The organism is Patescibacteria group bacterium (assembly GCA_035549555.1).
In the GTDB taxonomy this organism is placed as follows: domain Bacteria; phylum Patescibacteriota; class Microgenomatia; order UBA8517; family UBA8517; genus Co84-156.
Map to the genome: position 1 here is coordinate 369,088 of DASZQR010000010.1, position 26,481 is coordinate 395,568.

Below are 26,481 nucleotides of genomic sequence, written 5' to 3' on the forward strand. Positions count from 1 at the left end.
AACATAAATAATAAATGTTACAAAAATATTTAAACAAAAAATGGTTTCTGGCAATTATTTTAATTTGTTCTTTTTTATCAGGAATCTTGATTTCAGCAACTGGCTTTGCGGTTTATCACGTAATCGTGACAAGCTCTGCTTACAATCATCCTTCTACTGTAAATTCCTTTGCCAAAGCTACTCCAGCTCCAATTAACCAAAATAATCCTGAAAAAGGAATTTATAATGCACTTCTTTTAGGTTATGGAGGAGGGAATCATGAAGGGACAGATCTTACAGATAGTATTATCGTTCTCCATGTAAACACAAATACCAAAAATGCCGATCTAATTTCAATTCCCCGTGATCTTTGGGTTCCAGGAAATCAAAAAATAAATTCTGTTGGAGCAATTTCTGGATTTGCCAATGTCGGCGCTGCAACCACAAATGTCACAGGTTTACCAATCAATTATTATGTTGCAATAGATTTTGACGAGTATTCAAAATTAGTCGATAATTTAGGAGGAATTACAATTATCATGCCAAACACTCTTGATGATCCATATTACCCAATAATAGGCCAAGAAAATAACACCTGCGGTTTTACTGACGCACAGATTTTTGATCTAAAAAATAAATATGGCCAAAGCGGATTTGATTTAGAAAAACAATTTACCTGCCGCTATGAACATCTCCAGTATCAGCAAGGTCAAAAATATAATATAGATGGTGCAACTGCTTTAAAAATTGCCAGAAGCCGCCACGGAGATTCTGATTTTGCAAGAAGTTTAAGGCAATTTGCAGAGCTTCAAGGTATTATGCAAAAGCTCATATCGCTTCGCTCGTTAAACAAATTAGATAACACAGTAAGTACTTTATTTAGTATGGTCAAAACTGATTTAGATCTTGGGACAATTAAAAGTTTAAGTGAAGTTTTCGGAGATCCAGGATTATACAAAATCAATCAAATTCAATTAACAAGTGATAATGTTTTACAAAATAGTACAAGTAGTGACGGAGAATTTATTTTAGTTCCAAAGGCAGGCAATCAGGATTTTACACAGGTTAAAAATTATATAAATCAAAATCTTTGATTACAAAATATAAATATCCTGTCGATATTCGCTCTCGCCCACTTTTTCTCCCTCACCGTTATAAACTCTCTCTAAATCTCGGCAGGCAAAACATCCTCCCTTTGGGCATTTGAAAAGCTCAATTTGTCTTGCAAGTTTTATTCTTTTTGCAACTTCATAAACTCTGGTTTTTGCATCAATTTCATTTGGAATTTCCATTTCCACAATATCTTTTGGATTTTGATGATCCAAATACCAATAGCTTATTTTTTCAACTTTTCTTTTTTGTAAATTTTTTGCAAGTAAATAATAAATTGGAAGTTGCAGCGAATCTTCGTCTTCTTCGTTTTTTCCCGTTTTAAAATCTAAAATATTTATAGCGTCCGTTTCTTCTAAATATTCAATCCAGTCAATTTTGCCGCACAAAATAATATTTTCTTCTTCTGATAGAAAGTAATACGGAAGCCCTCCGTCTGCTCGTATTTTAATTGCCTTATGAGAAAGCGGTCCTGGATTATCAATAATCACTTGAAGCATTGCTCTTCCTCTTTCTTTATATTCTTTTTCTTTTTCTAAATCCCTAAAGCCTCCAAGTTTCCCGGATACTTTTTTCCAAGCTTCATCGTATTTTTCAAAAATTTTTGCATTAAATCTCTCTTCAACTGGTAAAAAAGATAGAGATTCAATTACTTCATGCACAGATTGCCCCAAAGCAAGAGGAGGAGTCATAATTGTGATTTTATGTCCAGTTTTTTTATCTTTATAAACATTACGAAGATAATAAAGTCTCGGGCATTTTAAAAAATCAGCTATTGAAGAATGAGAAACCCAAACTGCTTTATATTTATCAGGCATATTAGTAAATTATAATATATCACTAGTTTCGAGTATTTCGAATATGACTACATTCATTTGAAGCAAAAGCCATATTGTCACAAGCTTGCGGTCTGTCTGGATCGTTTTTTCCCAGGCAATAAAGACCTTTATTTTTTGGACACATTTTATTTATATGCATTAATATTTTATCTCCAGAAATACAATAAAAAACACCTCGTTTTGATTCAGCACCAAGATCCCAATATTCAATTTGAGTCATTTCTCCAAAAAATTTCTTAAGATTTGGTAGTTTTTGCAAGGGGATATTTTGAAACCACATATCATGGCAGCATGCGGCTTGGCAGCCACTTTCAATACAAGGATTACTTATTTCTGTCATGCTTATATTATATACCTATAGTACAATTATATTTTGAAGTTCACTTATTTCCCCCATCGCCATCTTGCCGGTTCGCCTTTCGCTCGGCAAATACAAATTAAAATAAAGGCAATTATTGGCACACCAATTGCAATATCTAGTCCTCTTCCCTTTACAGCAATCAAAAAAATTGCGGCAGCTGCAGTTATAACAACAACCCATCCCTGCCAGGTAATAGGAAACCATCCATAACCATAATATTTTGCCCTAAACCATAAATCTTTTTTCTTTTTTACCATTTATATTTTATCTTTTAATTCAATAGCTCTCTCCAAAATTCTTTCTCCTACCTTTCCCCACTTTACATAATTCAAGAAATCCTCAGAATTTATAATTTCTATACCAGTAACGTTTCCACCCGGATCTTTAACAAAGTCACCATAAGGTTTTACCTTACATATATATCTTAGCTGATAAAAGTCATTAGAACCATCGCCTGGAATATACTGAAAACCAATAGGCAAATAATTAATTAATTCCATATTTGATTCTTCTAAAATTTCCCTTCTCAGTGTCTCCTCTGGCTTTTCTCCCTTTTCCCTAGTGCCTCCAATCAAACTCCAGTGATCTTTATAAACACCAAGTACAATTTTATTCTGATAAAAACAAACTCCATAACATTGTCTTATTTTTTCAAGTGGAATATCGCTAAATGAATCAATATCTTTGTAAGTAAAATTTATATCTTTGTTATTCCATTTAAAACTACCGTTTATTTTCATTTATTCTGTCGTTTTGCCATCAAATTTTTCGTCATCTGCCTCTGCTTCTTCTTTTGTTTTATGTATAACTCCATCTCTGTGATGAGCTGGAGAATAAATGGTGTACATTTTTAAATATTCTCCAGATGACACATTGATCACATTATGATTTGCTCCGGCCGGAACAATAACAACATCCCCTCCATTTACATCATACTCATTTCCATCAATAATTACCTTTCCCTGTCCGCTTTCAAAACGGAAAAACTGGTCATTATCAGGATGGATTTCCATACCAATTTCTTCAGAAGGTTTTAATGTCATCAAAACTAACTGCGAATGTTTTGAAGTATAAAGAACTTGTCTAAAATATTCATTTTTAGAAACCAGCTCTTCAATATTTGCTTTGTATCCTTTCATAACTAAATCCTAGTTCTCTCCAGTGTCAATTGCAAGTGTTTCAATTTCAGGAAGAGATTTTCCAATTATTCCCTGCAAATCTCCATACATTCCATGAGTATGATCAACTGATTTTCTGATTTATTTCTTCAAATTTTGCTGTCATTGTAGGATTACCACGCGTTAATTTCTTGATAGTTAAATCCTGTGCTTTACTATTTGCAAGCCTAAGATTATTCACAGATGACAATAAAGCCTCTTTCGTTTTCTGTAAATGATCCATCGTTTTATCAATTTCATCTATAGCTGTTTTAAATTTACGGCTAGCAAGATCAAAATTACCTGCAAACCCTTCCTTAAATTTATTTATATCATTCTCAAAATTTGTAATATCAATATTTTGACTTCTCACCAATGCAAGCTCTGTCTTATATTTAAGTGAATTCATAGCAGCATTATGAAGCACTGTTATTATAGGAATAAAAAACTGAGGACGGACTACATACATTTTGGGGTATTTATGCGAAACATCAACAATACCGGAGTTATATAAATCATTATCAATTTCCAATAACGTAACCAAAACAGCATACTCACATTTTTTTTCTAATCGATCTTTATCAAGTTCTTGTAAAAAATCCTCGTTCTTATGTTTTGTAGCCGTCTCGTCTCCTTCGTTTTTCATCTCAAACATAATTGAAATTATTTCAGTACCAGATTCATCCACATCTCTATAAATGTAGTCTCCCTTACTCCCACTTCTAGAATCATTATCTTTTTCAAAATAGGCCTTTGGAAAAGCAGTAGCTCGAAGTTTGTTAAATTCCACCTCACAATGTTGCTCTAATGTTTCGCCTACCATTTTTGTTGACAATCTAAGTTTCATATCTTTACGAAGAGCAATCTCATCATCTTTCATCTTGATAACATCATCTTTAGTCTTAAGTTCGGCAGAAAATTTCTCGGTTAGAGACTTCTCAAGTAATTGTTTTTCTATCTCTTTATTTCTTACTTCATTAACTAAATCATTTCGTTCTTTCTCAATTTTTTTTGTTGCTTCTGTAACAGCAAGTTTTTTCTCAATATCTGCTGTCTGAATTCTTATGTTCAGAGCTGCAATTTCCTGGTCTCTTTTTGCAAGTGCTTCCTTTTCTTTAATTTCAGCTTCAAGTCTTTTCTCTTTTTCTATACTACGTTTCGCAACTTCTAATTGCGTATCAAACTCATCCGTTTTGATTGATTTAATTAGGTTATCGATTGAAGATTTATCAATATCTGTTTCATGTATTGATTTAAGATCAACCAAATCACCTTTTTGAGCATCCTCCAATAGCACCAAAGTGTTTTCGTCTTGAATAGAAACTTTTATTTTTTTCATAAAACCAATTATACTCTACTAAATAAAGATGAAAAAGAAAATCCTAAAAATTACCGGTGTGACTTTCTTGATATTACTGTTAGCTACATTTATATATTCAAGAATTCTCCAGTCCCAAGCAGATGAAAACGGAAAAATTTTCGACGATAGATGTAATAATGTAAATCCAGCCTTAATCGCTTATAAAAATTCTTATCTTCAGATGTGGCAAGTTATGAACAATAATGGCTCAAAAGATGAAGCAATGCAAGATTTCAATAACTATATTTCAGGTATTCAAAAATATATTCCCCTCGAAAATAACTGGTTAGACAAAGATTCAAAATATATAAATAACTGGGCATTCCAAATATTTCAGCCAAAATATATCAAAGATTTAGCAACTCTCCAATACAATATGTATAAAGCTCAAAGAGATGACGCAGAGTACATTCAAAATCTCTTCGAAAACCCAAATAGTCAAAATAATACTGATCCAACAATTCCGGCAAAAAATCTTCAAGATGCAAGTAATAAATATTTTAGTGCGCAAGATGCTGCATCAAAAAAGAAAGACTGGAGAAAATTACTATGGACAGAGCCACCAGTCAATTGCGATCGCAAAAATCTAATTATTCCAAATACTTCAATTGATAATATCTTTGCAACTCCAGTTCCAGAAGTTAAAAATCCAGAACAAACAGGTTAAGCTTTCTCATATTCTTTCACAGCTTTTCTATAAGCACAATAATCACAAGCCTCTCCACACTCTGGAAGTTCATCAGACTTCAAACAATTGATTGCATTCATTATTGTTTCTGCAATCCATGAAGTATCCCCTTTATAGGCAATTAATTTGATATCAAATTCAAGCTTTGCATCAAATGCTTTTCTATCTGTGTTGCCGTTACAATAAACAAAATATCCAGTGTCAGAAACTTTAAATCCATTTTTACGAAATAGCCACTGATAAACTTCCATTTGCCTTTTATAAGCTATCTGCCAATCAGCATCCAAATTAACTTCCGTCTCCTTTGAAGTAGATTTGTAGTCAACAATAATAAACTCGCCAGCTAGGTTTACCCACACATCATCAACTCCTCCAGTAATAATCACATTTGTCCCATCTATTGGCGCAGTTACTCCTCTTCTTAATGAATCTCTCCATTCATCAATTTTCTCGTGTGCTAGAGGAATTGCATCAATTCCATACGCTTTCATTAAAGGATGCTGCGTTTTTGCATTTCGGTGAATATCAAATTCTTTTTTAAGAAGCTTATCAACAGCACTATTTAAAGAAAACGGATAAGATGGAGGTTGAGAAACCCCAAGTCGCCGATCCAAATAAAAACACCTCGGGCAATTTATAAAAAGATCAATTTTAGAGCGGCTAAGCCGAAAAGGCTCGCGAGATTCCGGATCATAAATATTTCTTTTCCTGTTTGGTTTGTAATAATCAGACATAATTTAAAAGAATATCGAATGAATGTTTACCTACATACCAAGCTCCAGCATTAAACAAAAGAGGAGATGTGTGTTCAATTAAACATTTATTTATTATTTTGCTTTTAGTCACTTCTCTGTCATCTCTCGGTTCAGTAACTCCAAGTTTATCACTAACTTGCTTTACCCATGTATCAATTGGCTGAAAGTAAATAAAATCTTGCTTTTTTATTTCATTTTCTAATTCAAAAACCAAAGCCAAATCTCGAAGAAAAAATGTTGCAATCTTATCAGCAACCCCGTAAATATTACATAATTCTTGATAAACACCAGAAATATTTCCATCATGAATTTGTTCAATAGAATATAAAACAATATTTCTTCCGTTGTTGTGTCTGATCATTTCTATTGTCTGACAAATCATTCTTCTATCAACCCTATTATTAACTTTATTTGCAACCAAAAGCTCCTCAAATTCACTCGATTTAAATCTTTTAATATTATTTTTTAAGTCAAAATTCTCTACAACTTCCATCGCACGTTTCTGAAAATTTTCAGAAATTTCATCCTTCCTTCCTCTATAAAACGACTTAGAAAAGAAAAACTTCAACCCCTCATACCAATCACTTTTTATTTCATCTCTCCTGCCAATATCAGCCACCAAAAATTCTCCCACATATTTCTCACCAAACTCTCCAATGGTTTTTATATTCATTTTCACCACTCAAATATTTCTACAATTTTTTCTATTGCTGTTTTGATTCTGTCGATAATCCCTTGTCTTTCTAGAATATGCGGTGTTTGAGGCAATGAATCAACAATATCTTGGCCGCTTGGCAGTTTTTGAGTATATAAATATTCACTAATTAATTTTTCAAATTTTTCTTCTTGGATGTTTTCCTTTATTGCAATTTCTTTAAGTTGTTTTGATCGCTCACTATTCCAAAAGTTTTCAAATGCGTCTTCTGCCTTGCCAGAATCAACAACCTTAGGTAAATTCTCCTCAATAAACTTTCTTATTAGCTCCTTTTTGCTTCGAAGCTTTACGCTATGATCAAATAGTTTGAGTATCTCTTCGGTTTTCTTCTCACGAAGAGCTTTGGAAGTAATATCTTTAAGTCCCGCAATAAGTTTAATAATATAATCAAAATCAATAATATCACGCACTGTTAACTCAATTTCAAAATCAATTTGATCAAGAACCGATTCTTCTTCAGTTTGGTTTTTCCTTTTTTCATAAATATCTAAATATTTACTTTGATAATCATAAAATTCCTGTTCTGTTATTCCAAGATTGTCAAAAGAAAATTCGGCAAAGGTTTCCAAGGACGATTTTATTCTAAGCAAATCACGAAATGTTTTAACAAAAGAAGCTTTTTCTTCATCTCCCTGCAAATTATCTACTGATTCTACTGTTGGAGTCTTTTCTCTAAGTTCTTGTAGTTTGATTTCAAACTCTATCTTTTGTTCTTCATATGGTTTTTTGAATACAATTTCCCTTGCGTTCTCATCGCCAAACAAAGCAAGTGCTTGGTCAGTAGCTTCTTTTAAATTCCGAAATGTTACAATATTTCCATGAGGTTTATCAGCATTCAAAAGTCTATTTGTTCTTGAGTATGCTTGAATAAGTCCATGATAACGAAGGTTTTTATCAACATATAAAGTATTAAGCCTTGCACTATCAAATCCAGTTAAAAACATGTTTACAACCAACACTAAATCTACCTCTTTATCTTTAATTCTTTTTTGTAAATCTTTGTAATAATTATAAAACTTATCAGTAGAAAAATTTGTTCCAAAAACTTCGTTATAGTCTTTAATACATTTTTCTAAAAATTCCCGGGACTGTTCATTTACAGCCCCTTCTGCAAAAACATCAACATCAAGCATATCTGTTGATTCTTCTTCATTTGCCTGATATGTAAAAATTGTTGCAAGCTTAAAATCTTCAGGTTTTCGGGTCTTTAGATGCTTATAATATTTTTTCAAAACTTCAATGTTAGAAACCGCAAAAAAAGCATTAAATTTTCCATTCTTTGTTTTCTTTTTCCAATCACTCAAAATATAATCCGTAATTTTCGAAACCCTATCATCACTTTCTAAAACCTCTTTAGTATCAATTCCTGAAACCGTAGGATCAACAAAATTATCCATATATACAGTATCTGGAAACTTTTGTTTATATTTACCAACATACTCAACAGCAAATCCTAAAACATTTTTATCTTCAATTGCATGAGTAATAACATATTTATGCAAGCATTCTCCAAACACATCTGCAGTGGTTACCCCACCAATGTTGTTTTCTGCAAAAATCGGAGTGCCTGTAAACCCAAACATCTGGGCGTTATGGAAAAAATTTCTAATTCGCGCATTTGTCAGACCAAACTGACTTCTGTGACATTCATCAAAAATAATTATCACTTTTTCGTCTTGCAAATAAGCAAACTGGTCCAAATATTTTTCGCGCCTTATAGCAACATCCAGTTTTTGAATTGTTGTAACAATTAATTTTCTATTTTTATCTTTCAGCTGCTTAACTAAATTTTTAGTATTTTCTGTCCCGTCCACAGAATCTTTGGAAAAAGAGTTAAATTCTTTAGTTGTCTGAATATCTAAATCTTTTCTATCAACTACAAAAAGTATTTTTTTAACTTCAGGAATTCTAGAAAGTATTTGGCTAGTTTTAAAAGAAGTTAAAGTCTTTCCTGATCCAGTTGTATGCCAGATATATCCATTTTTATTTCCTTCACGAACTCGTTTTTGGATAGCCTTCACTGCATAATACTGATAGGGCCGCAAAATCATCATTGTCCTATCTTTGGCTTCGGCTAAAACAATATATTCAGCAATCATTTCTGAAAGGTTACATTTTTCTAAAAATACATCAGCAAATTCGTTTAACTTTGTAATTTTCCTGTTCTTCTCATCTGTCCAAAAGAAAGTTTGTTCAAAAAATTGCCTTGGATTATTAGCAAAATATTTCGTATTTACGCCATTACTAATTACAAATATTTGAATATATTCAAACAAAGTTCCAGTAAAAGTATTTCTCTGATAGCGATTTATCTGATTAAAGGCTTCTTTCATTTCAACGCCTCGCCTCTTTAATTCTATTTGAACAAGTGGAAGTCCATTCACAAGAAGCGTTACATCATATCTATTTTTATAATTCCCCATTTGCGTTATCTGATGAGCAACTTGATAAACATTACGGCACCACTGATCCATATTAAAAAAGCGAATATAAAAAGTTGTCTCATCATCTCGGTGCAATAAAAATCTATCACGCAAAGTTTTACCTTTATCAAATCTATCACCATGCATAAGATGATTAAGAATTTTCTCAAATTCCCTGTCAGTAAGTTTAGTTTCATTAAACTTTTCAAGTTGAAGTTTAAGATTTGTTATTAAAGCGGTGGAGTCAGGAATTGTAACACTCTCAAACCCCAGCTTATTAAGCTGTTGTATAAGTTCCAGTTCTAGTTGTGCTTCAGATTGTGTGGTCATGTTAGTTTTGATTGTCTCTCTTTTTAATTTTTTCTTTTTCATCTTCAGGGAGACTGTCGAACAATCTGTTAACTTCTTTTGGTTCACTAATCGTCTTTTCAGCGATAAAGTTAATAACCTCAAAAAGTTTTAACGCTATATCTTTATTATCAGAAAGATCAATTTGTCCAGGGTGAACTGCGTTGTTTCCTGTTATCCTTACATAATCAAGTGCTTTCTGAATCGTAGGATTAAGTCCGTTAGCGATTAATTTCTTTATATCTTCATTAATATTATTTCCTTCTTCACCAAGTTGTTTTAATAATTTTTGTAATGACAGTCGCAGAAGTGCAGCCGAGCCCCTAGGAGATTTATGAAGTATCTCCGCTGCTTCTTTATAGTCTCTTTTTATATCTGGATTTAAATCATCATTCGGATCGTCTACTGAAATTTTATCTGGATAAACGATGTCTTGATTCAACCAAAACATATAATTTCCGCAATGTTCACATCTAGAAATTCTCCACTCTACAGAAAGTGCTTCATCAAAAGGAGTATTGTTTCTGATAACAAAATCGGAAAAATGTAGATTCGTTGCCCTTATATGCGCCCAAAATTGTTTTGCATAAACACCGCAGTGAGGACAATGAAATTGACCTTCGTTAAATTTTGGAGGATAAAATTTTGATTTAGCCATATTTATACAAACATCCTTTGCATTAAGCCTTTTTTCCAATTTTCTGCCATAGAAATTTGCTGTTGCTTGGATTGTAGAAGATTATCAATTGAAGTCAAGAAATTGGCAATTTTTTCTTGCTCTTTAGTACTCGCAGGTATTGTCACAATTATTTCAGAAAAATGCTTAAATTTAAGGTTCCAAGTATCTGATGTAAGCCCTTGAGAATATCTATAAAAATTAAACACTATTCGAGGATATTTAAAAAGATATCCAAAAAAAATAACATTGCCTTTTTTAGGTCTAACAACTGTATATGCAGGACTCACTATGCCATCAAAACTAGAAACAGCAGACGCACCTTGCCACATACGCATGGTGTTATATGCTATGTCTCCAACTCGAACTATTTTATACTTGGATTTGTCTAAACTAGAACTATCTTTCTTAATTGTTGTATCTTGCTTAACAATGCCCTTACTTTGCGAAATAGATAACATTTCAAAACTTTGATTTTCTTTTCTGTCGTTGCATTCGTCAAACAAATCTCCTAATTTATTTTCTTCCCATTTAGGAAAATTTTTACCATTATCATCTTTATATCTTATTTTTTGACTAAAAATCTTTTGCATCATGCCTTTTTTGTATTTTTCTAATTCCTCCTGTTGTTTTTTAAGGCTTTCAATCCAAGAATCTACAGAAGTTAAAAATAAGGCAATTTTCTGTTGTTCATCTGAATTTGGTAAAGAAATACGAATTGCCAAAAACCCAGGTTGCGAAATATTTTTCATACTATTACTCGTGCCTGTAGCAATAGTCGATAACTTACTTCTAATTTTACCTTCTGAAATCAGAAAGCTTATAAATTCACCATTGCTATATTTATTAAACTCAACTAGCCAAAGTCGATCAGGAAGATATAAATCGTCATGGTCTTCATAAACATAGGCACTTTCACCTACTAAACCGGGGGTGTTCATCCTACTAACAATTACAGTTCCCTTTTTAGGATTAATTTTTGCTCTCTTATTCTCACTCAACAAAATAGTTTTATGCTCATAAGGCTTAAATTTTCTTTTAAAAACTGCACTTGTTTTTAAAATACCCAACTCGCTAGTTAACTTTAATCTTTCTTCAGAATTGACACTTACTCCTGTCTTAATTCGCCACACTACATCCCCCATTTTTTTTTCTTCCCACTCCCCACTAAATTCAGGAAATCTGAGTTTGGGAATTTTAATCATCATGTTTATTTCTTTGCTTCTAAAAGTTTTTGCTCTTCTTCGTCTTCTTTAATAAAAGTTCGTAATTGCCTTTCTGCCGAGTCTATCAAAAGTGTCACCCTCTCCTTTTGCGTTTTCTTTTCATTTATAAAATGTGCATTCAAATTTTCCAGGTTTGCAAGTATAACTAATTCCTGAGAGGATGCATAATCTCGTTGATTTCGTCCTGATTTTGTCAATTTCTTATTTTTGGCTCTCCATTCTGAAGCAGTTTGACCAAATACAATTTTGTTCAAAAGATCTGCCTCATCTATATATACAAATGTTTCGTCTGATTTAGCTAATTGGAGAAATGGTAGCAGCACATTTTTAATAGAATCAGTGTGCAACTTGTAGTTGACTCTACTCAAATATCTATGTGCATCCCATCGTGCAAATTTCTGCTCACGCTCCTTCAACCTTTGAAATTCTGTAATTATCAACAACTTAAACTCAGGACTCAGCCAACTTCCAAACTCAAAAGCGATATCTTTGTGTGCGTATGTTCCACCATACCGTCCTTTTTTAGAAAAAATACCTTTTGCACCTGTCTTCAATATCCAATCAGCAACTGATGGATTAAAGCTATTCGAACCTGCATTATTTTTAAAATACACGAATTCGTGTATTTTAAAATCAGGGTTATTTATCTTCTCCCAAAACCCCAAGAAATCTATTGTGTTTTTTGATCTTAGCCAACTGTGAAGTGCTCTATCCGCACCAGCACTACGAGCCATATCTGTTAAACAGATATAATCTTCAGCTCCTACTTTAGCAACATTTATATTACTCTCATGGACTGACATCGCAAGTTTGGTGTTTCGCTTCATATCAAAAAGGGATTTCTATTTTTAATTCTTTGCAAAATTCTGCTATTTTTCCTTGAAGTTTCACTTCATCTATTTCCAAAGTCTTAATTTCTTTTGCAACTTTTTCTATATCAATTTCCGGTTCTGGCTCAAAGGTATCTACATATCTTGGAATATTTAGGTTATATTCATTTTCTTTTATTTCATTCAAACTTGCTCTGTGAGAATATCTTTTTAATTCTTTTCTATTTCTATAAGTCTCAAAAATCTTCTCGATATTTTCATCTGTTAATTTATTTTGATTTTTTCCTTTTTCAAACTCTTTCGAGGCGTCAATAAATAAAATATCTTGATCTTCTTTTCTGCATTTTTTGAAAATTAGGATACAAGCTGGAATTGAAGTGCCATAAAAAAGATTTGCCGGAAGCCCTATCACTGCATCCAGATAATTTTGTCTTTCAATTATGTGCTTTCGTATTTGGCCTTCTGCTCCTCCCCTAAAGAGTGCTCCATGGGGAAGAACTACTGCCATTACGCCGTTATCTGCCAAATGATAAATCATATGGGTCACAAACGCATAATCCGCATATCCCTTTGGAGCTAATCTTCCGTACTGAGAAAACCGCTCATCCTGTTCAAGCAAAGGATTTTTATTACTCTCCCAATCTGCTGAAAATGGAGGATTAGCAACAACTGCTTCAGCTTGTAAATCTTGATGCATGTCATCAGTTAGCGTATCGCCATGCCTAATACTAAAATGGTCAAAACGAACTCCATGAAGGATCATATTCATACGTGCCAAATTGTAAGTTGTAGGGTTTAATTCCTGTCCGTAATAATCAACAATTTGTGCAAAATCCCCAACGCGAAGAAGAAGCGACCCTGAACCACATGTCGGATCATAAACCGATTTAATTCTTTGTTTTCCTTCAGTAACAATTTTCGACAATAATCTTGAAACTTGAGCAGGTGTATAAAATTCCCCTCCCTTTTTACCAGCACCTGCCGCAAACTCTCCAATCAAATATTCATAAGCATCTCCCAAAAGATCGCTTTTGGTATCTTCCAATTTAAAATCAATTCCAGAAAGCAATGTTAAGACTTCAACAATTACCTCATTTTTCTTAGTCTCAGTTTTCCCAAGTTTTGAAGAAGTTAAATCTACATCATCAAACAAACCTTTAAAATCATCTTCACTCGCTGTTCCCATTGATGTTTGTTCAATTGTGTTTAAAACACTTTTAAGATCTTCAAGTATGAAGTTTTCCTGTCCTTTAATTTCCCGGTTGCCTTTTTTGACTAAATACAAAAACAGTTCTCTGGGTCTCAAAAAGTATCCTAGCTGCTCTACACAGGCATGTTCTACTGCTTTTAAAACATCCCTATCTTTTTGGGTGTTTCCCCCAATTCCAGAAAATTTATAGTTCTCTCTAGAAAGAAGTTTATCGTTTATAAAGCGTTCAAGTTTTTCAGAAAGGTATTTGTAAAAAATAAAGCCTAGAATATAATTTTTATATTCATCCGCATTCATTTTTCCTCGAAGAACATTGGCAACTGCCCAAAGTTGTTTCTCTAAATTTCTTTTATCCTCAACAAGCATGAGCTTATTTTATCACTTCTCCAACTTCACAGTGTTACAATGATTTATGAACCTTTCAGCTCTTGTTATCGCAATCACAATAACTTTTAGCCCGTTTGCTGGGTTTATCGCTTATGTAGTTTCTCTTGATGAATATCAGCATCATTTTGCAAGTAAAAGCGCAGCAAGAAAGCAAGCTTTGCAAACAGCAATTTTCACTTCTGCAGTCTTTTTAATTCTTGGAGTTATTCTTAGTGTTTATTTTGGTCACTAATTCTTGTTTTTGAACCTTCAAAATATTTCTCGTCAATTTCTATTCCAATTCCTTTTCTTAATAATTGTTTACACGCCATAAGCGTCGTCCCGCTTCCCAAAAACGGATCTAAAACAATATCATTTGTTTCGCTAAACATTTTTATTAGTCTTCTTGGAATCTCAACTGGAAAAGCTGCAGGGTGGTTTACTCTTTTTGGATTTTCGCCGCTAAATTTCCAAATTTCATTTACATAATCTCTAAATTCTTTTTTTACAGAAATCCATTCATCTTTGTAAAAAATCAAAATTAACTCTATATTTTTAGAAAACGCCATTGCATAAAACTTTTTTTGTTTGCTACTAGTCATGAGCGAAGTCGAATGATCCCAAACAATTGTTCCTTTATATTTAAAACCAGTTCTTTTTGCAAGAATTGTTAAGTCAGCGGCCAAACTTCTTTTTCCGTTCTTTCCTGTGTCAATTGGCACATTAATGCAAATTCGTCCGTTACTTTTTAAAATGTCAAAACTTTTTCCTAACCACTTTTTTGTAAATTCAAGATATTCTTTATAAGTTTTGTTATCGTTATAAATTCCATAATCTATTCCAATATTGTAAGGAGGGGAAGTGATTATTAAATCAACCGAACTTTCGGATAGATTAAAGTTTAAAAAATTGCAATTGTGAACTATAATATCTTGTATGCGAAAACTTTTAATTGCCATTTTAATTTTTATCCCTTTAGTTATCTTTGGTATTTTAATACTTAAAAACAAAAATACTAATCCGCAAAAATCAAATGCTCAAATTCCATCCCCTACTCCAGTTGCTCAAAATAATTCTGCAGAAATAAATAATTACACTTTTTCCTGGTACCAAATAATAAACATAAATAATTTAAAATTAATTCCCAATTTTTCTCAAAAGCTTTCTTCCAAAGATGTAATAGATCAAAATAGTTGTATGTTTTTAGCAAACGGTCCGTTTTATGGTACAAACAATCAACCTCTTGGATTAATTATTACAAATGGAAATACAATTTCAGATTATGAAAATAACAATTTATTAAATGGTGTTTTGTCAGTTAATGATTTCGCAACTCCAAGAATTACCCAAAATTTACCACAAGACCATTTACAAATTGCAGTCCAAACAGGTCCAATAATTAAAGAAAATAATTCTTACGACAGCTTACAAATTACAAATGATAAAAATTCTCGAAGAGTTTTGGCAGCTGTTGACGGCAACAATAATTTATATTTTTTAGTTATTTATGACAAGGATTCAGAATTTTCAGGTCCGTTTTTAAACGATGTTCCAAGTTTATTAAATCAATTTGAACAAAAAGAAAATATTAATTTTGCAGATATTATCAATTTAGATGGAGGTTCTGCGTCTGTCTTTATCACAAGAAATTTTGATTTAACAGAGTTTAATCCGGTCGGAGCATTCTTTTGCCAATCTTAGAGGAGTTTATTTGCCTCTCCGTAACATTTTCCAAAACTGCATCAGGATTATCCATTGGTTTATCAAACGCCCAAAATCCTAAATTAATTAATATTTCTTTTACAAAATTTAATCTTAATTGTTTTAAATTTTTAGAAAATTCCAATTCTTGAAAATATTTATTTAAAATTTCGTAAATCTCAAAATGTTTTTCAGCTTCCTGTGTTGTTTTACTAATTACTTCACAAAAATAATAAGCAACAGTTAATTTTTTTAAATCTTTTCTAATATTTTCAAAACTTTCCAAAATTTCAATTTCGCTTAAAATATCAAATGAGTTTTTACTTTCAATTGCAGAAAATTTTATTTTATTAAATATCTCAATTCCGCCGCGCTTTCTGCTTGTTAGTTTCCGCGATCCTTTTGCAATAACCACAATTTTCCCTTGAGTCTTCGTAAATAAAGTTAAAATTCTATCCGCCTCTTTGAAGCTGCGTCTTCCTATCACAAACCCTTCCGAAGAATATGTCTTGTAATTCATGAAGCTATTGTAACAAGCTGACGAATGTTTGGAAATTCTGGCGTCTTAGCATTTGGATTACCAACTGCTGTAAACCTTTTATTCCCTTCTTCCAATCTTTTATTATTAATCCTTCTTTTAATCTCATTTGCAGCCACTATCTGACCTTTATGCTCATATATATTACCTCTGTACGATAAAGTATGCTCTCTTATCCATCCCTCTGAGTAACCGTTTTTCAAAAGTTGAATACATGTTTTTTGATAATCACTTTTAGGCACGCCAATATAAGCGTTACCTAAAGGAAGAAGAAGATCGCTATCTCCATTAGGTGGAACAGAATCATTTTCAGTATCACAAACATCTGAAACTACTCGTTCGTATGGAAATTTCCCAAATTTTCCTTCATAAAAATATAAATTATTGTCAGCCAAGATATCTTCAGGCGCGTATGCAATAATATTATTTCCATAATCCATACCATCAAAATGTGTATCAACTGAGAAAAATATCCTATCTTTATCTTCTTCTTGCATAGGACTCCATTTATCATAATCAATACCTTTAAAGTTGTTTTTTGATGAATTTTCCTGGTGCAAACTAAAATATTCAGGGTCATGTCTTTCCATCCACGACTGAGTTGCAAGACCACCTGTTTCAATTATATGACCCAAATGCCTAGTTGTATGAAACCAAACTTCGTGCGAAACTTTTTCACCTTTATCTTCCTCTCTTTGAACTGGTTCGCGTCCAGCCATTTCCAAAAAAGAATCACCTGGGGCCAGTTTTGAAGAGAGTTCTATACCAAAAGTATTTTTAACTACACCATGTACTCTAGAAACAGCAATAGCCAAATCTTCAGAGTCGCTCCGTTTTAGTTCTTCCTCATTAATCTCTCTATCTAAATCCTTCACTTCTTTATCAAGAGAACTAAGTCGTTTTGAATATTGTGTATTACCTAGACTAGCTTTTAAACGATTCGGGTTGTTTTTTCTATCTAGTAAATCAGCTTGATAAGTTTGATTTCTCTGTAACTGTGCGCTTTCTAATCTAGCGTTTAATTCACCGTATCTTCTAGCATCAAAACCCATAGGCTTTGTTCCTAAAAAATCAGCCTCTGTCTTTAATAATTTTTCAACTTGAGAAGACGCATTAGTCGCTACTGTTTCAACAGATACAGCACTTTCCATACAAGAATCATTATATCTTAAATTTAAACTCCTGGTCAGATTTCAAGAAAGTATCTTGTTCTTGTCTCCCGACTTTTACAGTTTCCATTATAGACTCGACACCGGACTGCTTTTGTACAAACAAATTATATTGCCCATTTGCAGCTTTAAATGGTAGTTTGTATTTTACTGTAATAGTTACAACTCCAAGCGGCCTTAATGAATAGCTTCCGGCAAAAACGGTTTTTCCCAAATCTTCATATGGCGCCTGTTTATTATCAAGACCATCAATCGAAATTAATGTACTTCCTTTTGGTACATAAATACGAAGCCATGAAGGTAAAACGCTATTGAGCCATCCATCATAGCCTTGAGAATTTTTATAAGTCAAAGTTACAGTTTTTGTAATGCTGCCATCAAGCCCAATTGAAGCATCGCTCTCAACTTCATTTGTGACATACAAATTAGATTTACGTCCTCCTAAATTTGCATCATCCACAAAAAGGTAATCATCATTGGCAGGAGTATCACTAACGCGTCCTGCAATATTAAACGATTCAACGCCTTGTTGTGCATTTGCATCAAGCATATAAAACAAAACATCTTTTTGCGTCAGAGAATTCCATGCCGCCTGGAAAAGTGCGGGGATTTTTTCTTTTGGCTGCCCCAGCGAATTTTTAAGAACAGAATTCATCAACGGCCCAATAATTGCTTTTCGATTATAATAGTTGGCTGGAGCATAAATAATTTTTGTCGGATCGTTTTGGTCCCAGACAACGCTTCCTTCGACATCGGCAAAATCTTCAAGTTGATAAACAACATCAGGGCAATTACATTTAGGATTAATCTGTGTGCCAAAATTCCCATATCCAGGAACTCCAACAGTCCCAATAACATTCAAGATGTTAACCAAAACTTGTGTATCAACAGCAATCACCCCATCGATTTTCGGAATTCCGGCTTTTTGCGCTTCAGCGACAAAAGTCGTCATCGAATCTTTAAAATCAGGATCAAAATTCATATCACGAAGACGAAGATTTGGATTTATTACATAAGGACCTTTTATAAATTGAATGATTGGTTGTGGCGCTTTAATAGTTGGTGTATATATATTATCCAAATTATAAATATCATTACTTGTAACATTGCTTACTTTTCCTTTATCAACTGTCATGATTGAATATCCAGTTATAAATCCGCCAGTTGGTCGAAGCTCTTTATCGTTTTGGAATAAAACTAAATAAGTTCGCGGTGAATCAATTCCCATCATATAAGGAGCTGATTGCAATAATGGTTTGCTATTGGCAACAAGCCCTGCAGCTTCATCAATTAAATCAATTCCTTTTGTTAAATCTTCCCGAATAGGTTTTCCAGCAAAAGCAGTTGGATAACGATTTGGATCTATTTGATCAAATTCGCTCTTTGCTGCATCTGCCTCTTTTGAAACCTGGTCAACTTTTGGCAAAATATCTTTTATCGTGCTAACTAAAAATTGTATCCTGTCGTTTGCGTTTTCTTCAGCATTTGTCGCTTTTGTTCCCCCTGGAGCAAAACCAATAATATCTGCATAAGGCTTTGCAGTTTCAATTCCAATTTCTCCAGCATTAATAGCATGCTGCGCCCCGTTTATTGCATGGTTTCCATCATTCCAATATCCGCTCAAAAATGGCATAAACTTCATCCAGGACAATAAGTTATATGAAGATTGAAACGAAGTTAAGTCAGTTTTAAATTTTCCAACATCTGTCTGCACCAAATTTATATCCTGCTTTGAGAAATCTGCTTTCATGGTTTGTGAATCAGCAACCAAAACTTTAGCTTTTTTATAAACTGTAATTCCTGGAATCAGCGTTGCAAGAATCAAAAAAACAAAAATTGCCAAAACAACAGCAGCAACTCTAATGATTATTTTCTTTTTTTTGTTATTTTTAAATTTCAAATTTGGAATCTCCACAAAACCCTGCTCGTTTTTTATATTCTGAGGTACGGCAGCTGAAACTTCACTGAAACCTGTATCTGGAGTTTCTGGCAATTTTATTTCTGGAATATCTATTTTTTTTTCGTCCATAATTGTAATCAATTACAAGCTTTGCTTATAAATACAAATTAATTGTATCACGAAGCACCTTTCCCAGAAATCATAGCCCAAGGAGTTTTCAATAAAATCTGTATATCAAGCATAATTGATTTTTTTTCTGCATAATATGCATCCATTGCAATCCTTTTATCAAAGTTCACAGCACTCCTTCCATTTATTTGCCAATATCCAGTTATCCCGGGTTTTACTGATAAAACATCCGGTAAATACTTTTTTTCCTCGGGATACTTCTCAAACTGCTCCTTAAGCTCCTCAGGATAATAAGGTCTTGGCCCAACAATACTCATTTCTCCTTTTAATACATTTATTAATTGTGGAATTTCATCAACAGAATGTTTACGTATAAATCCGCCAATCGGAGTCCATCTTGGATCATTATGAAGTTTATAACTACTTTTTTTATATTCCTCATATAATTCTTTAAATTTTGGGTCCGTCTTTAATAAATTATGAGCATTCATAATCATTGATCTAAATTTATAAGGATAAAATAGTTTTTCGTTCTTTCCAACTCTTTTTGGTGTATCTGCAAAAACTGGTCCAGGAGATGTTAATTTTATAGCAATTGCTGTAACCAAAATGACTGGAGAAAAAAGAACTAGCAAAATTACTGAGAGGAAAATATCAATTGTTCGCTTAAAAAAATAATACATTTAAATTTATTCCACGTATTGAGGTTTTTCTTTTTCCAGTTTTGTAAACAATTCTTTAACTTTAGGCGTTGCGCTAAGGTCGGCAACCAAAAGCCCATCATCAGTATCAATAACTGCAACATTTGATAAGCCAATTACTGCAATTTCTTTTCCAGGCTTCCCAATTATTAAATTATCGTTTGAATCTATAAATTCTGTATCGGCTCCTTCAATAACATTTGGTTTCTCGACAGATCTAAACGATTCATAAAAAAGTTGCCATGTTCCAGAGTCGAGCCATCCAAAATCAAGTGGAATTGTGACTCTTTGATTGCTTGGTATTTTTTCAAAAAGTCCGTAATCAATCGAGACTTTTTCAAATTTATGATATTCCCTGTAAAGCTCCGTCTCCCACATTTTTGTATCCATACTATCAACTATTTTCATTAAACCCTTATATACTTCAGGTTGATACTTTTCGTAATAACCAAGTAATGTATCAGTTCTCCAAACTTCATATCCAGTATGAATTAAATAATTTTTGCCGGTAAAAAATTTCTTAGCTGTAGCAAGATCTGGTTTTTCAATATGTTTTTCAATTTCTGCAATTCTATATTTTTTATATTCATCAATTGTCGCTCCATATTTCACCCATCCGTTATTTGTACTTGGAAAAGTCGGTTCTTGATCGATCGATACAGGTTTCCCAGTTTCAGTTGCATATTCTCCAGCAGCTATAACTGCATCCAAAAACAAATCTTCCTTTGTAATTACGTGATCACACCAGGATAAAAATACAACCTCATTGGGAAATTTTTTATGAATAATTGCGGTCGCAAGCCCAATCGCTCCCAAATTATCCCTTCTTTCCGGCTCACCAATAATATTTTCCAATGGGATTTCAGGAGCTTGCTCCCGAGCGAAATCAACATACGATCTCTCAGTAGAAACAAAAATATCTTCTGCTTTAAATCTTTTTTTAAATCGTTCAACTGTTATCTGATAAAAAGATTTTCCGCCAATTAAAGGAAAAAATTGTTTTGGAGAAGTTTTACGTGAAACAGGCCACATTCGTGTTCCATAGCCTCCACAAAAAATAACAACCTTCATAACTTAAGATATCACACGGCTTTCACAAATTGCAAAAACTCTTGTTTAAATCTTTTTTTAGAAAATCTTTTAGAATTCCTTTGGATAACTCTCTTGTTAAATTTCTTCTTTTCAAATTTTCTTACAGCTTCTATTAATTCTTCTTTAGTTTGTTTTTCAAAAAAAATTCCAGTTTTATTATTTACAGTATCCAAACTTCCTCCTTTTTTATATGCAATAATTGGAACACCAAAACTTTGCGCTTCAACTGCTGTAATTCCAAAATCCTCCTCCTGTGGAAAAATAAATCCTTTTGCATTTTTATAATATTTTGCAAGTTCCTTATCATCAACTTGCCCTGCAAAAAAAATATTTTTCTTTGCAAGTTTTTTTAATCTTTTTTCTTCGTGTCCAACTCCAATTATTATTAAAGGTTTATTAATTTCATTAAATGCTTCAATAACCAAATCCACTTTCTTATATTTCACCAATCTACTTACTACAAGATAATATTCACTTTTACTTTTATAATTATATTTATAAATATTTACAGGCGGAAAAATAATTCTTGCTTCTCTTTTATAATATTTCTTAATTCTTTTTTGTACCTCAGTTGAAATTGCAATTATTTCTTTCGGCTTTTTTGCAGCTTCCAAGTCCTTATCTTTTAAAAATAAAATTAAAGGTTTTAATAATTCACGAACAGTTTGATTTCCAAAATACTCTTCATAATGGCTCCATAAATATCGAGTCGGCGTCAAACAATAACAAATATGTTTTTTTGCCGTAACATTCTTTGCAAATTCACTTGTAACTGAAATTACTAAATCATATTCGCTAAAATCAAATCTTTCAAAAACAAATGGCATAATCGGTGCAAGAAACTCGTGTTTGTCTCTTAAAAATTTTATTTTATTTAAAAAACTAGTTTTAATTTCAGGAAAAATTTCCGCCCATTTAGCGCCATCAGGCGAATATAGCGACGTATAAAGAGGTGCTTTTGGAAAAATTTCATGAAGAGCAAGCAAAACTCTCTCCGCTCCTCCAAATTTATTTACTCGATCATAAACAACAGCAATTTTCATCTAGAAGCCATACTATACTATAATATTCCTATGTCGTGCGAACAAAACATTTTAAATTTTATAAAAAATCCAGATCTACAATTACCAAGCTATATATTAGTATTAATTAGCGGATCTGGAAATTTTAGACTTTATAACAAAGCCGAGTTTAAAAAATCTTTTTGCAGAGAGTGTCCAAGAGGATTCAGCTATCATGTTACTCTTTGTGATATTGATCTAAATGAAATTCCAACTATTGTAATCGATCCCTCTCGAAAAAAAATAATTCAGCAAAGATTTGCAGATTACATGCAAACTTCAATTGCAGTACCAAATGCCGATGATTCGTCACTTTTATACGGAACACTTCCTTTAGAAAAATTCCTGGCACAAAAAGCAGCAAACATTTTTATACCAAGTAGCGTTCCAAATTTAAAATTAACCTACATTTAATTATCATACTGTTCGTAAACTTCCAAAGTTTCCTTTGCCATCTTTTCCCAGGAATATCTCGTTATAAACTTTTTGTTTTCTCTTATCATTTTTTCTGCGTTTTGTTTTGTTAATTTCATTGTTTGCTCTATTGCATTCTCGATTGATTTCTGATCAACAGGATCAAAATAAACTGCATGATTTCCGTAAATTTCTCTAAAAACAGGAATCGACGAACATAGCAAAATAGTTCCAACGTTCATCGCTTCTAGCCCTTGAAGTCCGAACCCTTCTGACAAACTTGGGTAAATAAATCCAACAGATTTTTCATACAATTCTTTTAAATTTTCATCTGTCATATTCTCTAAAAATAAAATATATTTTTGAGCATTTAATTTATCCACTAATTTTTCAAGTCTTACCCTGAAATTATTTTTCTTTGTAACAATAATAAAATTAATTTTCATATTGGCAAAAGCTTTTATCGCAATTTCCAAATTTTTGTGAGGATACACATTCCCAACATATAAAAAATAAAGTTTATCTAAGCGAACGGAAGAAAATTTTGATAAATCTGGCGACGAAGTCGAGATCCGAAGATTTTCAAAATTTTTGTGTGAGCTTAATTGTGAAATACCTTCATAAATAACTTTCACTTTCGTTTTCTCAATTTTAAAATTCTTAATTAATTCATCTTTTACAAACTCACTTGGGACAATTATTTTTTCAGAGGATTTAATTGCATGATTAAAAACTTTTTTATAAATAAAATGTTTTACAAAATATTTTGGCAAGGATAAATTACTGGCATTAGTTTTTTGAGAATGCATAGTCATATCATGAATCGTCACAATAAATTTCCCATTAAAATTAAGTGGCGCATTAAAATGCAAAAAATGGACCAAATCCGGATTTTGTTTTTCAATAATTTTTGATAATTCCAAGTGTTCTTTTAATGAATAATGGGGAATATCTACAATTACTTTTTCAAAATTTTTATTAAAATTTAAATTATCAAAATATTTTTTTCGAAGTAAAATAATGTATTGATTTGTTTTGTCTAATCTTTGTAACTGCTCTAATAAATTAATTGTATATCTTCCAAGTCCTGCATTTTCAAGTCCGTAAAATCTAGCATCTATTAGAATTCTCATATCATCTTCCAATTATTGCTTTTCCAAATCTCAAAGTTTTGAGTAAATAAATAGCAAAAACTACAATTAAATTTAAAATTAAATCATATCTTTGCCATAAAAACTTTTTATAAAAAATCTCCATAGAATTTACGCCAGCCATTTTTGATTTTAAAGATCTTTTTTTCTTAGAAGCTTTTTTAATATGAAGTATTGAAACTTTTGGATAATAAATTATTTCTTTCCCTAAAGATTTAATTTTAAAACTTAAATCAATATCCTCTCCATCTAAAAAATATTCCTCGCTAAACCAATCAACTTTGTCCAAAGTTTCTTTTTTTACTAAAAAGAATGCTCCTTGAATTGCATCAACTTCCTGAATTTCATCAGGAGATTTATATCCATACCAGTATTTTGCAAAGATTTTAGATTTTGGAAAAACTTTGTCTAAACCACTGAAATGTGTAAGTGCAACAAATGGCGTCGGGAAACTTCTCCTTGCATCACGGTCAGGTTTTCCGTTTGGTAAAACAGTTTTACAGGTAAGCGCTCCAATTTCGTCATGTAATTCAAAATATTTTAAACACTCACTTATGCTATCTTTGTAAACTTCTGTGTCAGAATTTAAAAACAAAACATATTCACCTTTCACATAATTCCTTGCAAGGTTATTTCCTCCAGCAAATCCCAAATTAATATTGCTTTCAATCAATTTGTAATTTTTGGATTTAGGAATTTTTTCATCACTACCATTATCTACAACAACAATTTCATAACTAATTCCCTTAGTGTTTCCGATAATAGAATCAACACACTTTTGAGTTAATTCTTTTGTATTAAAATTAAGAATGACGATTGACAATTTCTGCATAGATTGGCTCATGTAATTTTACTATAGATTTCCAGTCATAATTTTTGCGTACAAATTCTTGTCCAGCTTTTCCAATTTTATTTCTTAAATTTTTATCGTTAAGTAATCTTACCGCTTCTTTTGCAAGTCCTTCGTTGCTATCAACTATTATCGCATGTTTATTATTTATTAAGTTAAGCCCTGCCACTCCAATACTTGTTGATACAACCGGCAACCCGGCAGCCATTGCCTCTAATATTTTAAGTCGTGTTCCCCCGCTTCCCCGAATTGGAGCAACCATAATGCTCGCAGATAAATAAGCGTCCCTTGCATCAGGAATTGATTCCGTAACTTCAATGTCACTATTTTCAGAAATTGACTTGGGAATCAATCTCCCAACAATCCAAAGTTTCGCATTATCATATTTTTCATGTATTTTTGGCCAGACATTATTTATTAATGTCTCAGCAGCTTCACGGTTTTGCAACCATTCAAAGTTAGTAACGCCGTACATCACTCTTTGAGGAATTTTTTTCTCCACTTTTTTGTCTGAGTAATATTTTGCATCAACTCCGTTTGGAATGACATCAACTATTGTTCCAGGAATTAATTTTTCCATAATTATTTTATCATCAGGCGAAACTGTTAAAAGTTTCGTAGCCTTTTTCCAAAAATATATTTCCCAAAATTTTAACTTGTAAACATCAATCATAAAAAACGGCCTGAGTAGTGAGTTTACTTCCGTTTTTACATGATGCTCGTATACTTTATGCCAAATTGTTTGCTCAACTTGAATTGAAGGAGTTGAAGTTTTAGGAATATGCGGCATAACATAAAAAGCTTCAGCATGAATCAAATCATAATTTCCATCTTGAAGTTCTTTTGCAACAGCTGATCTTTCAGCAAATGAGAAATTACGAATTAAAAGAAGCGGAAATGGAGAAAAAATACTTAAAAATAAATTGCGAAAAGTCCAAGGAGATTTTGGGCGAGAAAATACTTCCACTTTTTTACAATACTTAAGAAGTTCAGGAATATATTTGCGCTCACTTTCATCTTTTATTAAAGAAAATAAAGTAATCTCATGTTTTTCACTTAAAAATTTTACAATGTTATACCATCTCGTCTGCCCACCTGAAGTTTCAGTATTGGGCAAAAACGGCACTAGCATTAATATCTTCATTAACTTAAGTATATCAAATTGACAATTACAAAAAGTGTCTTATAATATGAAATATGGCACAAGAATACCTCCGAAGACATGCAGAACATTTATGGAGACTTCAAGATGAAAAAGCTTCTTATCCCGATGATTTAGCTGCTGCACAAAAAAATCATCGAACAAGACCAATCGAACCATCAGGTCGCGACTTTGATGAAGCACTGGCTGCTGTATTAAGTTATCCTCTACAATATCACGAGGAGTTATTAAACTCTTACTCAAACAAAAACGATCAAGAAAAAGCAGAAAGAGAACGTAAAATTATGCTTGGTATACACACATATCAATCTTTAGAAAGTTTACAAAAGGCAAAGGCAAATAGAGATTATGCAATTATTAATCAAAAACCAGCAAATGAAATAACTACAATGTCCGAGTCCATAAACCAAATGGAACAAATGTTATCAGAAATACCGCTTGAAGCACACTATATTGCGTTATTTATGTATGAGTCGAAATTAAAAGGATTAGAAGTAGAACATAGATTAGCAGCAGTACGTGTTTTAGATCAACAAGAACGTATAAAGAAACTTCAGAAGTAAAAAATAA

Annotated in this window: 29 protein-coding genes; 6 read left to right on the forward strand and 23 right to left on the reverse strand. The window is 32.3% G+C overall.

Annotation, left to right across the window (positions count from 1 at the left end):
* The first annotated feature begins 14 nt into the window (after positions 1-14).
* Positions 15-1,073, forward strand: coding sequence for an LCP family protein (locus VG895_02810; GenBank protein HWA51954.1), 1,059 nt, complete (start codon positions 15-17; stop codon positions 1,071-1,073).
* Here VG895_02810 and VG895_02815 read toward each other — a convergent pair whose 3' ends face one another.
* The 6 genes from VG895_02815 to VG895_02840 form a co-directional block, all read right to left on the reverse strand.
* The gene (locus VG895_02815) at positions 1,074-1,907 is read right to left on the reverse strand and encodes a PD-(D/E)XK nuclease family protein (GenBank protein HWA51955.1); all 834 of its coding nucleotides are present in this window, start codon (positions 1,905-1,907) and stop codon (positions 1,074-1,076) included.
* 22 nt (positions 1,908-1,929) lie between these two features.
* A complete protein-coding gene (locus tag VG895_02820) occupies positions 1,930-2,268 on the reverse strand; it encodes a hypothetical protein (GenBank protein ID HWA51956.1) in 339 nt (112 codons plus the stop codon).
* A 44-nt stretch (positions 2,269-2,312) separates the two neighbouring features.
* The gene (locus tag VG895_02825) at positions 2,313-2,546 is read right to left on the reverse strand and encodes a hypothetical protein (GenBank protein ID HWA51957.1); all 234 of its coding nucleotides are present in this window, start codon (positions 2,544-2,546) and stop codon (positions 2,313-2,315) included.
* On the reverse strand, positions 2,547-3,029 hold the full coding sequence (locus VG895_02830) for an NUDIX hydrolase (GenBank protein ID HWA51958.1): 483 nt from the start codon (positions 3,027-3,029) through the stop codon (positions 2,547-2,549).
* On the reverse strand, positions 3,030-3,428 hold the full coding sequence (locus tag VG895_02835) for a cupin domain-containing protein (GenBank protein ID HWA51959.1): 399 nt from the start codon (positions 3,426-3,428) through the stop codon (positions 3,030-3,032).
* Between the two features lie 103 nt (positions 3,429-3,531).
* The gene (locus VG895_02840; GenBank protein ID HWA51960.1) at positions 3,532-4,785 is read right to left on the reverse strand and encodes a DUF2130 domain-containing protein; all 1,254 of its coding nucleotides are present in this window, start codon (positions 4,783-4,785) and stop codon (positions 3,532-3,534) included.
* A gap of 28 nt (positions 4,786-4,813) precedes the next feature.
* Between VG895_02840 and VG895_02845 the strand changes: the two genes are divergently transcribed.
* On the forward strand, positions 4,814-5,473 hold the full coding sequence (locus VG895_02845) for a hypothetical protein (GenBank protein ID HWA51961.1): 660 nt from the start codon (positions 4,814-4,816) through the stop codon (positions 5,471-5,473).
* Here the strand turns inward: VG895_02845 and VG895_02850 are convergent.
* The 7 genes from VG895_02850 to VG895_02880 are packed head-to-tail and all read right to left on the reverse strand — an operon-like array spanning position 5,470 to position 14,043.
* Entirely contained in the window at positions 5,470-6,228 is a 759-nt protein-coding gene (locus tag VG895_02850; protein ID HWA51962.1) for a PD-(D/E)XK nuclease family protein, read from the reverse strand. The genes VG895_02845 and VG895_02850 overlap by 4 nt on opposite strands.
* On the reverse strand, positions 6,221-6,922 hold the full coding sequence (locus VG895_02855) for a hypothetical protein (protein ID HWA51963.1): 702 nt from the start codon (positions 6,920-6,922) through the stop codon (positions 6,221-6,223). Before VG895_02855 ends, VG895_02850 begins: the two co-directional genes overlap by 8 nt.
* Before the next feature lie 2 nt (positions 6,923-6,924).
* Entirely contained in the window at positions 6,925-9,759 is a 2,835-nt protein-coding gene (locus tag VG895_02860) for a type I restriction endonuclease subunit R (GenBank protein ID HWA51964.1), read from the reverse strand.
* Positions 9,719-10,393 carry a DUF4145 domain-containing protein gene (locus tag VG895_02865; protein ID HWA51965.1) on the reverse strand — a complete coding sequence of 225 codons (675 nt, stop codon included), beginning with the start codon at positions 10,391-10,393 and terminating at the stop codon, positions 9,719-9,721. Before VG895_02865 ends, VG895_02860 begins: the two co-directional genes overlap by 41 nt.
* 2 nt (positions 10,394-10,395) lie before the next feature.
* Complete coding sequence (locus VG895_02870) at positions 10,396-11,619, reverse strand: restriction endonuclease subunit S (protein ID HWA51966.1); 1,224 nt, start codon at positions 11,617-11,619, stop codon at positions 10,396-10,398.
* A 2-nt stretch (positions 11,620-11,621) separates the two neighbouring features.
* Positions 11,622-12,464: a KilA-N domain-containing protein gene (locus VG895_02875; protein HWA51967.1), complete on the reverse strand. Its 843-nt coding sequence runs from the start codon at positions 12,462-12,464 to the stop codon at positions 11,622-11,624.
* Between the two features lies 1 nt (position 12,465).
* Positions 12,466-14,043: a type I restriction-modification system subunit M gene (locus VG895_02880; protein HWA51968.1), complete on the reverse strand. Its 1,578-nt coding sequence runs from the start codon at positions 14,041-14,043 to the stop codon at positions 12,466-12,468.
* Between the two features lie 46 nt (positions 14,044-14,089).
* Between VG895_02880 and VG895_02885 the strand changes: the two genes are divergently transcribed.
* Entirely contained in the window at positions 14,090-14,296 is a 207-nt protein-coding gene (locus VG895_02885) for a hypothetical protein (protein HWA51969.1), read from the forward strand.
* Here VG895_02885 and VG895_02890 read toward each other — a convergent pair.
* Positions 14,274-15,002, reverse strand: a complete 729-nt coding sequence (locus VG895_02890) for a site-specific DNA-methyltransferase (GenBank protein ID HWA51970.1) — start codon at positions 15,000-15,002, stop codon at positions 14,274-14,276. The two genes, VG895_02885 and VG895_02890, sit on opposite strands and share 23 nt — an antisense overlap.
* Between VG895_02890 and VG895_02895 the strand changes: the two genes are divergently transcribed.
* The gene (locus VG895_02895) at positions 14,980-15,744 is read left to right on the forward strand and encodes a phosphodiester glycosidase family protein (GenBank protein HWA51971.1); all 765 of its coding nucleotides are present in this window, start codon (positions 14,980-14,982) and stop codon (positions 15,742-15,744) included. The two genes, VG895_02890 and VG895_02895, sit on opposite strands and share 23 nt — an antisense overlap.
* On the opposite strand, the gene recO is transcribed toward VG895_02895, so the two are convergent.
* The 6 genes from recO to VG895_02925 are packed head-to-tail and all read right to left on the reverse strand — an operon-like array spanning position 15,710 to position 22,316.
* Positions 15,710-16,264, reverse strand: a complete 555-nt coding sequence (recO, locus tag VG895_02900; GenBank protein ID HWA51972.1) for a DNA repair protein RecO — start codon at positions 16,262-16,264, stop codon at positions 15,710-15,712. The two genes, VG895_02895 and recO, sit on opposite strands and share 35 nt — an antisense overlap.
* The gene (locus VG895_02905) at positions 16,261-17,433 is read right to left on the reverse strand and encodes a hypothetical protein (GenBank protein ID HWA51973.1); all 1,173 of its coding nucleotides are present in this window, start codon (positions 17,431-17,433) and stop codon (positions 16,261-16,263) included. The genes recO and VG895_02905 overlap by 4 nt, the downstream gene beginning before the upstream one ends.
* 10 nt (positions 17,434-17,443) lie before the next feature.
* Positions 17,444-19,480, reverse strand: coding sequence for a DUF4012 domain-containing protein (locus tag VG895_02910; protein ID HWA51974.1), 2,037 nt, complete (start codon positions 19,478-19,480; stop codon positions 17,444-17,446).
* Positions 19,481-19,527: 47 nt separating this feature from the next.
* The gene (locus VG895_02915; protein HWA51975.1) at positions 19,528-20,163 is read right to left on the reverse strand and encodes a sugar transferase; all 636 of its coding nucleotides are present in this window, start codon (positions 20,161-20,163) and stop codon (positions 19,528-19,530) included.
* 6 nt (positions 20,164-20,169) lie between these two features.
* A complete protein-coding gene (locus VG895_02920) occupies positions 20,170-21,252 on the reverse strand; it encodes a sugar phosphate nucleotidyltransferase (GenBank protein ID HWA51976.1) in 1,083 nt (360 codons plus the stop codon).
* 11 nt (positions 21,253-21,263) lie between these two features.
* Positions 21,264-22,316, reverse strand: a complete 1,053-nt coding sequence (locus tag VG895_02925; protein ID HWA51977.1) for a glycosyltransferase — start codon at positions 22,314-22,316, stop codon at positions 21,264-21,266.
* 30 nt (positions 22,317-22,346) lie between these two features.
* On the opposite strand from VG895_02925, the gene VG895_02930 reads away from it, so the two are divergent.
* Positions 22,347-22,748 (forward strand): hypothetical protein, encoded by a 402-nt coding sequence (locus VG895_02930; protein HWA51978.1) that lies wholly within the window; start codon positions 22,347-22,349, stop codon positions 22,746-22,748.
* Here VG895_02930 and VG895_02935 read toward each other — a convergent pair.
* The 3 genes from VG895_02935 to VG895_02945 are packed head-to-tail and all read right to left on the reverse strand — an operon-like array spanning position 22,745 to position 25,893.
* A complete protein-coding gene (locus VG895_02935; protein HWA51979.1) occupies positions 22,745-23,881 on the reverse strand; it encodes a glycosyltransferase family 1 protein in 1,137 nt (378 codons plus the stop codon). The genes VG895_02930 and VG895_02935 overlap by 4 nt on opposite strands.
* A 1-nt stretch (position 23,882) precedes the next feature.
* On the reverse strand, positions 23,883-24,731 hold the full coding sequence (locus VG895_02940) for a glycosyltransferase family 2 protein (protein HWA51980.1): 849 nt from the start codon (positions 24,729-24,731) through the stop codon (positions 23,883-23,885).
* The gene (locus VG895_02945; GenBank protein ID HWA51981.1) at positions 24,703-25,893 is read right to left on the reverse strand and encodes a glycosyltransferase family 4 protein; all 1,191 of its coding nucleotides are present in this window, start codon (positions 25,891-25,893) and stop codon (positions 24,703-24,705) included. Before VG895_02945 ends, VG895_02940 begins: the two co-directional genes overlap by 29 nt.
* A 53-nt stretch (positions 25,894-25,946) precedes the next feature.
* Here VG895_02945 and VG895_02950 point away from each other — a divergent pair, with 53 nt between their 5' ends.
* Positions 25,947-26,474 (forward strand): hypothetical protein, encoded by a 528-nt coding sequence (locus VG895_02950; GenBank protein HWA51982.1) that lies wholly within the window; start codon positions 25,947-25,949, stop codon positions 26,472-26,474.
* Positions 26,475-26,481 lie beyond the last annotated feature (7 nt).

Excerpts from the sequence above, each read along its gene's own strand:
- VG895_02850 (HWA51962.1), bottom strand. The coding sequence starts at position 6,228 with ATGTCTGATTATTACAAACCAAACAGGAAAAGAAATATTTATGATCCG.
- VG895_02855 (HWA51963.1), bottom strand. The coding sequence starts at position 6,922 with ATGAATATAAAAACCATTGGAGAGTTTGGTGAGAAATATGTGGGAGAA.
- VG895_02940 (HWA51980.1), bottom strand. The coding sequence starts at position 24,731 with ATGCAGAAATTGTCAATCGTCATTCTTAATTTTAATACAAAAGAATTA.
- VG895_02925 (HWA51977.1), bottom strand. The coding sequence starts at position 22,316 with ATGAAAATTGCTGTTGTTTATGATCGAGTAAATAAATTTGGAGGAGCG.
- VG895_02880 (HWA51968.1), bottom strand. The coding sequence starts at position 14,043 with ATGCTTGTTGAGGATAAAAGAAATTTAGAGAAACAACTTTGGGCAGTT.
- VG895_02865 (HWA51965.1), bottom strand. The coding sequence starts at position 10,393 with ATGGCTAAATCAAAATTTTATCCTCCAAAATTTAACGAAGGTCAATTT.
- VG895_02825 (HWA51957.1), bottom strand. The coding sequence starts at position 2,546 with ATGGTAAAAAAGAAAAAAGATTTATGGTTTAGGGCAAAATATTATGGT.
- VG895_02845 (HWA51961.1), top strand. The coding sequence starts at position 4,814 with ATGAAAAAGAAAATCCTAAAAATTACCGGTGTGACTTTCTTGATATTA.
- VG895_02870 (HWA51966.1), bottom strand. The coding sequence starts at position 11,619 with ATGATGATTAAAATTCCCAAACTCAGATTTCCTGAATTTAGTGGGGAG.
- VG895_02810 (HWA51954.1), top strand. The coding sequence starts at position 15 with ATGTTACAAAAATATTTAAACAAAAAATGGTTTCTGGCAATTATTTTA.
- VG895_02895 (HWA51971.1), top strand. The coding sequence starts at position 14,980 with ATGCGAAAACTTTTAATTGCCATTTTAATTTTTATCCCTTTAGTTATC.
- recO (HWA51972.1), bottom strand. The coding sequence starts at position 16,264 with ATGAATTACAAGACATATTCTTCGGAAGGGTTTGTGATAGGAAGACGC.
- VG895_02945 (HWA51981.1), bottom strand. The coding sequence starts at position 25,893 with ATGAAGATATTAATGCTAGTGCCGTTTTTGCCCAATACTGAAACTTCA.
- VG895_02930 (HWA51978.1), top strand. The coding sequence starts at position 22,347 with ATGTCGTGCGAACAAAACATTTTAAATTTTATAAAAAATCCAGATCTA.
- VG895_02950 (HWA51982.1), top strand. The coding sequence starts at position 25,947 with ATGGCACAAGAATACCTCCGAAGACATGCAGAACATTTATGGAGACTT.
- VG895_02890 (HWA51970.1), bottom strand. The coding sequence starts at position 15,002 with ATGGCAATTAAAAGTTTTCGCATACAAGATATTATAGTTCACAATTGC.
- VG895_02830 (HWA51958.1), bottom strand. The coding sequence starts at position 3,029 with ATGAAAATAAACGGTAGTTTTAAATGGAATAACAAAGATATAAATTTT.
- VG895_02860 (HWA51964.1), bottom strand. The coding sequence starts at position 9,759 with ATGAAAAAGAAAAAATTAAAAAGAGAGACAATCAAAACTAACATGACC.
- VG895_02875 (HWA51967.1), bottom strand. The coding sequence starts at position 12,464 with ATGAAGCGAAACACCAAACTTGCGATGTCAGTCCATGAGAGTAATATA.
- VG895_02910 (HWA51974.1), bottom strand. The coding sequence starts at position 19,480 with ATGGACGAAAAAAAAATAGATATTCCAGAAATAAAATTGCCAGAAACT.
- VG895_02815 (HWA51955.1), bottom strand. The coding sequence starts at position 1,907 with ATGCCTGATAAATATAAAGCAGTTTGGGTTTCTCATTCTTCAATAGCT.
- VG895_02905 (HWA51973.1), bottom strand. The coding sequence starts at position 17,433 with ATGGAAAGTGCTGTATCTGTTGAAACAGTAGCGACTAATGCGTCTTCT.
- VG895_02915 (HWA51975.1), bottom strand. The coding sequence starts at position 20,163 with ATGTATTATTTTTTTAAGCGAACAATTGATATTTTCCTCTCAGTAATT.
- VG895_02920 (HWA51976.1), bottom strand. The coding sequence starts at position 21,252 with ATGAAGGTTGTTATTTTTTGTGGAGGCTATGGAACACGAATGTGGCCT.
- VG895_02820 (HWA51956.1), bottom strand. The coding sequence starts at position 2,268 with ATGACAGAAATAAGTAATCCTTGTATTGAAAGTGGCTGCCAAGCCGCA.
- VG895_02840 (HWA51960.1), bottom strand. The coding sequence starts at position 4,785 with ATGAAAAAAATAAAAGTTTCTATTCAAGACGAAAACACTTTGGTGCTA.
- VG895_02935 (HWA51979.1), bottom strand. The coding sequence starts at position 23,881 with ATGAGAATTCTAATAGATGCTAGATTTTACGGACTTGAAAATGCAGGA.
- VG895_02835 (HWA51959.1), bottom strand. The coding sequence starts at position 3,428 with ATGAAAGGATACAAAGCAAATATTGAAGAGCTGGTTTCTAAAAATGAA.
- VG895_02885 (HWA51969.1), top strand. The coding sequence starts at position 14,090 with ATGAACCTTTCAGCTCTTGTTATCGCAATCACAATAACTTTTAGCCCG.